General features: G+C 42.4%; 6 protein-coding genes. 2 read left to right on the top strand and 4 right to left on the bottom strand.

Features of this window, described 5'->3' with window-relative positions:
• Positions 1-178, top strand: a 178-nt coding sequence (locus tag VLN09_RS09520; RefSeq protein WP_325245952.1) for an integrase core domain-containing protein, incomplete at its 5' end; no start/stop codon positions are given.
• Between the two features lie 86 nt (positions 179-264).
• Here the strand turns inward: VLN09_RS09520 and VLN09_RS09525 are convergent.
• The 4 genes from VLN09_RS09525 to hflX all read right to left on the bottom strand — a co-directional run bounded on the left by VLN09_RS09525 (position 265) and on the right by hflX (position 4595).
• Positions 265-1119 (bottom strand): lytic transglycosylase domain-containing protein, encoded by an 855-nt coding sequence (locus tag VLN09_RS09525; protein ID WP_325245942.1) that lies wholly within the window; start codon positions 1117-1119, stop codon positions 265-267.
• 464 nt (positions 1120-1583) lie between these two features.
• Entirely contained in the window at positions 1584-2273 is a 690-nt protein-coding gene (locus VLN09_RS09530) for an LrgB family protein (protein WP_325245944.1), read from the bottom strand.
• A gap of 22 nt (positions 2274-2295) precedes the next feature.
• Entirely contained in the window at positions 2296-2733 is a 438-nt protein-coding gene (locus tag VLN09_RS09535) for a CidA/LrgA family protein (protein WP_325245946.1), read from the bottom strand.
• Positions 2734-3125: 392 nt separating this feature from the next.
• Entirely contained in the window at positions 3126-4595 is a 1470-nt protein-coding gene (gene hflX / locus VLN09_RS09540) for a ribosome rescue GTPase HflX (RefSeq protein ID WP_325245948.1), read from the bottom strand.
• A 401-nt stretch (positions 4596-4996) separates the two neighbouring features.
• Between hflX and VLN09_RS09545 the strand changes: the two genes are divergently transcribed.
• On the top strand, positions 4997-5797 hold the full coding sequence (locus tag VLN09_RS09545) for a lysophospholipid acyltransferase family protein (RefSeq protein ID WP_325245950.1): 801 nt from the start codon (positions 4997-4999) through the stop codon (positions 5795-5797).
• Positions 5798-5981 lie beyond the last annotated feature (184 nt).

Consider the following 5981-nt stretch of genomic DNA (forward strand, 5'->3'; position numbering starts at 1 on the left):
TGAGCGCATTAATGGTATTTTAAAGAATGAGTTCTTGTTGTATGAGTGCAATACGATGAGTGAGCTTAAACAGCTAATCGATGAGTCTGTTTATGTCTATAACAATATTAGACCTCATTTAAGTTTGAATATGAGAACACCTGCTGAGGTTCATGACAGTTATTTATGTCCTGCTTAATGTGAAAAAGCCAGATACTCGGGGTATCTGGCTCATTAAAAAATCATCAATCTATTTTAGGACGGGACAGTTATTTTTATTTTGGATTAACGTAAGGCTAAATAAGCCGAGTTGGCGTAGCTTGCGCTATTACTGTTGCTACTGGTGCCATAACTAACGTTTTGGATACCGCTACCATTACTAGTAGTTCCAGTATTACTATTATTGGCGTTCATGCTATTGCCTGATAGCCCTGAGTCATTTTTATATAGACTGTGGTAACGGCTCATCACACTTTTGACGTAGTTACGCGTTTCTTTAAACGGTGGAATGCCATTATATTTATCAATGTTACCTTCACCGGCATTGTAACCTGCGACTGCAAACTCGACGTTGTTGTTGAAGCGCCGCATCAGCCAAGCGATATATTTGGCAGAACCTTCGATATTATCAGCAGGATTCCACGGATTACCGACTTTAAAGCGCCGTGCAGTGGCTGGCATTAACTGCATCAAACCTTGTGCACCCACTGGTGAGCGAGCATTGGGATTAAAGGCAGACTCTGTATGCATCATTGCTTTCATTAGCGCTGGATCGACACCGTGGCGCTGGGCTGAGGCGCGAATATAGCTATCATAAGAGTTGCGGCTACCGCTGCTGCTCGCAGAGCTACGGCCATAATTATTACTACTGCTACCAGAGTTACTACCATAATCATTACTACTGCTACCATTGTTATTGTAAGCGTTAGAAGCTTTATAATAAGTGGTTTTCACTTTCTTTGTAAAATCAGAAAAACCACCGCTAGGTACATCACGGTTAGTAATTAAAGTCTGTCCACTACTATTTTTATAGAAGTTTATATTGCCTGCTTGAGCAGCTATAGGTAGGGTAGATAGGGTAACGGCGGTGAGTAAAAAGGGAGGCAAGCAGCGGGTCATTAGAGTTGCAATATTTATCATAGAGTTATCACTTTTTATTGAGTAGTAGCAAATTGCCTTGCTCATGGACGCATCTGTTTGCGCGACAAAGCGGTTATCCGGTCTGCCATATTTTATAGCCACTAACCTTACGTGCTAAAAAGCAGGACCACGGCTAACAAAACCAATTGCAATAGATACAAAAAATAATAGTTACTTACTATAACATAAAATAACTTATGACTATATCCGATTGTCTCGACAAACTACCCAATTAGAACTTTAAATTGTAAAAATTTTTAATAAAATCAATATAGTATTGCAAGGTGGGTTGCGAAGAGAGCGCTAATCTATAGCGGGGCGAGAGTTATAACTAAGACAACATAGAGCAGAGTTACTACAAACAACTCTTTATCAAAGTAGCGCAAAAATAGAGCCAATCCCAGTCTCCTTGTAGCGTTTTTACATTGAACTGACTATAGACGATAAATTATGGCAAGAGTGACTTAAATAGATAACGCTGTAATAAAGACAGGTACCCAGATAGCGGTGACCAAACCGTTGACAGCCAAGCCAAAGGCGGCATAACGCCCTGCTGTATGACTGATTTGCCACGCTTCTACTGTACCAAACGCATGAGCGACCAAACCAAGCGCCAAGCCTTTGGCGCGGTCATCTTCAATACCGCGAAATAAGAAACGCGCTAAGGTGCCGCCAATAAGGCCTGAAACGATAATAATCAAGTTTGCCATTGCCAACGGTGCTTTGATTAAATCTGCGATACTCAGTCCAATCGGTGTGGTTACTGAACGGCTAGCAAATGCTAAAATGGTATCGTGACTGAGTGAAAATAGATATGCCAATGATATAGGTAATAACGCCCCAATCAAACTTGCCATCGCCACAATCAGGACAAGTTTTTTGATGGGTAAACCTTTAAAATTCATGGCAGCCAAAGGTATTGCCAATAAGACAGTGACATAGCCCAAAAGATGATCAAAGACAGGTTTGGCAACGCCATAATAGTGATTGTAATCCCATTGAAAAATGAATAGAAAGATAACGACCAATACCAGTGCGGTAATGACCATCGGCAACCATGAAAGTTTGCGTGCCAATATGCGCGCAATAACATGCGCTGTTAAGGTTAATAATATCGCAGCAAGGGTTGCCACAAACACACTATCAAAACTCATAATATTCCTTTATTCAACCAGCTTAAGGCTGTCCCTTGTGCTCGTTGATAGTAGTGTTGGTGTTCATATCATTATTGCGATTTAGCCAACGATTGGATAACACGGCAAATCCCCAAAGCGGAATTAACGTGCTAATCAGTATGGTTAGCATCACGCCCCATAGCTCATCTCCTAAGGCAAATAACAGCAAACCTGCGCCGGCAGAGACTGGCAAAAATGCAAAGCCACTATCGACTAGCAAGGTATTACTCGCTTGGGTTAGCCAACTTGGGATACCTTTTATAAATCGCCAAACTATCAAGATAGAAAACATCGTCAATAAGCCGACGATATTGGCGGCTTTGTCGATTCCCGCCCATTGACAGACAATCACTGCCGACTCACGCACAGTAACGACTATAATAAGCGTCAACAGTAATGCCATCCATAACGGCATATTTGAAGAATGGGTAGGCTTCATAAGCAAGTTGACCATGTCAGATATAGAGTAGAGATTGAAAAGATGCGTGAGTAGGGATTCACGAGAGCAGTATAAGAGTGATTATATATAGAGTGACCCAACTAATAAAGGTTAGAAGGTAATAAGGCTTAAATTCCCCTTGAGCGAACTATAAAAACTTAATAGCCACATGATAAACAAATAATAATAGTCAGGGAAAAGCAATATCGATACATAACGTACTGCTGATATCAATTTTTATTGCTTGCTGTGCCTACGCAGACAGAGGCTGCAAAAAATTTATACCAGCAGTACTGTAGCGTTTTTAAGGTATTTAAACTATATATAAAAAAAGGACAGTATCAATCGATACTGTCCTTTTATGATCTAGCCACATATATTTATTAAATGGCTTAACTTTCCAAATTGGGCGTTTGGTCATCTTCTACCGTTAAATCTGCTGCCAATGTTTCATCTTCAGCATTTAATGCTTCAAATTCTGCAAAGGCTTTCTCTTCTGCTTCTGTCATCGTTTGTTCTTTTGGCTCGTCCGGCTTCTCAAACTCTTCGAGTATCGGCATTAGTAATGTTGCTTGTGCTAATGGCAATACATCTAAAGGCTCAAGGTTGGCTTGACCAAGTAATTGTCTCAGTCTATCGCTTGGCAAGCGAATCGTTAAGCACTCATGACCACTGTCATCATAGCTTTCTTCTTGAATAACGCCGAGCTCATACAAAGCATTTTTTAACTGCCCAGCATGATAGGGAAGGGTTAAATCAAAGGTGGTCAGTGTACCAGTGAGTAACTGCTGAACAGCTAATGATAATTCTTCCATGCCCAGATTTTCACGAGAAGAGACATACACACGGTTTGGCTGACCTTCGCTGGCATAACCAATACGTACAGGCTCATCGGTCAAATCGATCTTGTTATAGACATTAAGCACAGGCACATCATTATCAATTTTAGCCAGTACATCTTTAACCGCCTGAATTTGCTCATGCATATCTTCACTGGATGAGTCGATGACATGGAGCAATAAGTCTGCCTCTAGTGTCTCTTCTAAGGTTGCATGGAAAGATTCAACCAACTCATGTGGAAGATGACGGACAAAACCGACCGTATCGACCAATACTACGCGTCCAACACCTTGCCAATCTAAGCGGCGTAACGTCGGGTCGAGCGTCGCAAACAGTTTATCGGCCGCATAGATGTTTTCATCGACCAAGCGATTAAATAAAGTAGACTTGCCAGCATTGGTATAACCCACCAGCGAGATAGTCGGCACATCTGATTTTTGGCGGCGGGCTCGTCCTTGCGCACGTGTCTGTCTGACTTTCTCAATTTTACTTTTAAGCTGCATAACGCGCACTTGTAGCAAACGGCGATCCGTTTCAAGCTGGGTTTCACCGGGTCCACGCAGACCGATACCACCTTTTTGACGTTCTAAATGCGTCCAACCACGAACCAAACGCGTTGATAAGTGATTGAGCTGTGCAAGCTCTACTTGCAGCTTACCTTCATAAGTACGGGCACGCTGAGCAAAAATGTCTAAAATTAGACCTGTGCGATCAAGCACACGACACTGTACCAAGGCTTCAATATTACGCTCTTGTGAGGGCGATAAGCTGTGGTTAAAAAGAACGATATCCGCATCATGCTCACGCACCAACTCTGCTATCTCTTCCGCTTTGCCGCTACCAACGAAATATCTGGCATCGGGACGTGCACGTGAGCCTGTGACCAGTGCTAAGCGATCTGCGCCTGCTGAGTCTGCCAACAGCTCAAATTCACCCAGATCGTCAGGATCTTGAATTTGGCGGATGTCTAAATGTACGATGATGGCGCGCTCGCCACCGGTATGTCTTTCAAAATATTCCAAAGAGTATCACCTATCTATAAAGTAAATAAATCGCAACGCTGCTCGTTCTAAAAAGATTGGTTTTATTTAATAGAGTCAATAAATGGCCAATATAAGATAAATAGAACAAACATAATAGTCGCGTTCAGATAACCAATTATATGTGGTCTTATCACTTGATATTAAAGCGTATTCATACAATTAGCGATGATTTTATGTTACAGACCGCATCGAGCAGTTGTCTATCTAATCCTTAAGCTATTCTTTCTAAAAGTAATCGGCTTGAGATAATCGAGGTAGTTTGCTCACAAAACCCATTCATAACTCAGTGAACAAATCATCACTGACTGCATAAACTTTGTTATACTCATTGCGTTTGTTTACCATATATAATCATAAGTTTTTAACCACGAGGGATACAGATGAGCCAATATAAGTCAGGCTTTTCACTCAGACAGCAATTGGGACGCGGCAGACAGATTGCTGGTATGACCACCACCATCGCTGGTGGGCTGCGCGCCGCCCAACGTATAGGGGCGTTTAAACAGCCACCACGTGAGACACTACCACGCTATATTCAAGCGTTTTGCCGCAAAATGGCAGGCTCTTTTGGCGTGCAGGTTATTGCTGTTGAGCGTGTCGAGCAGCATCACGGTCTGTGGGTCTCTAACCATGTATCATGGATGGACATTCCGGTAGTAGGGACGGTCAGCCCTGCTTTTTTCTTATCCAAAGCCGAAATCGGTGATTGGCCTATCTTTGGTAAGCTGGCGCATGCGGCAGGTACGGTATTTATCGAGCGTGGTTCCGGTGATGCAGGTTCAGTGGCAGCGCAAATTGCCAAATTTTTGAGCGAAGGTTTCTCGGTTATCTTTTTCCCTGAAGCGACCACCACAGATGGTAAAAAAATTAAGCGTATCCATGGTACTTTATTACAAGCGGCGATAGATGCTAATGTACCTGTGCGCCCGCTGGTGATTGCTTATGTGAATAAAGACGGCACATTGAGTGAAGAGTTACCTTATTACGGCAAGCTTACGATGAAATCTAGCCTTAAAAAGGTGCTTGATAGTAAAAATGTGACCGCTTATGTCTTACCACTAGAGCCTATAGACCCTACAGGCTTGACCAAAAGTCAGCTGACTGATTTGTTACAAGCATTGATGCAAGAAGGCTTGGCTGAGCTACATTCACGCGTATTGACCAAAATAGCAAAAACTTAATTGGATATTTTTTCTTAGTTTTTCAGTCGAACGTGTATAAAAAAGGCGCAAATCGCAGTGATAATACTCGCGATTTGCGCCTTTTTTGCCGTGCCAATACTTGTAGTTCCGTTTATAGAAACTTGAAAAACATCACGCTATGGCGACGGATTAGGATGCTGCGTATGTACCGCTTCGATAGCCG

This window comes from Psychrobacter sp. (assembly GCF_035469765.1).
Taxonomy (GTDB): domain Bacteria; phylum Pseudomonadota; class Gammaproteobacteria; order Pseudomonadales; family Moraxellaceae; genus Psychrobacter.

Coding starts and splice junctions, on each gene's coding strand:
- VLN09_RS09525 (WP_325245942.1), bottom strand. CDS start 1,119: ATGATAAATATTGCAACTCTAATGACCCGCTGCTTGCCTCCCTTTTTA.
- VLN09_RS09530 (WP_325245944.1), bottom strand. CDS start 2,273: ATGAGTTTTGATAGTGTGTTTGTGGCAACCCTTGCTGCGATATTATTA.
- VLN09_RS09535 (WP_325245946.1), bottom strand. CDS start 2,733: ATGAAGCCTACCCATTCTTCAAATATGCCGTTATGGATGGCATTACTG.
- VLN09_RS09545 (WP_325245950.1), top strand. CDS start 4,997: ATGAGCCAATATAAGTCAGGCTTTTCACTCAGACAGCAATTGGGACGC.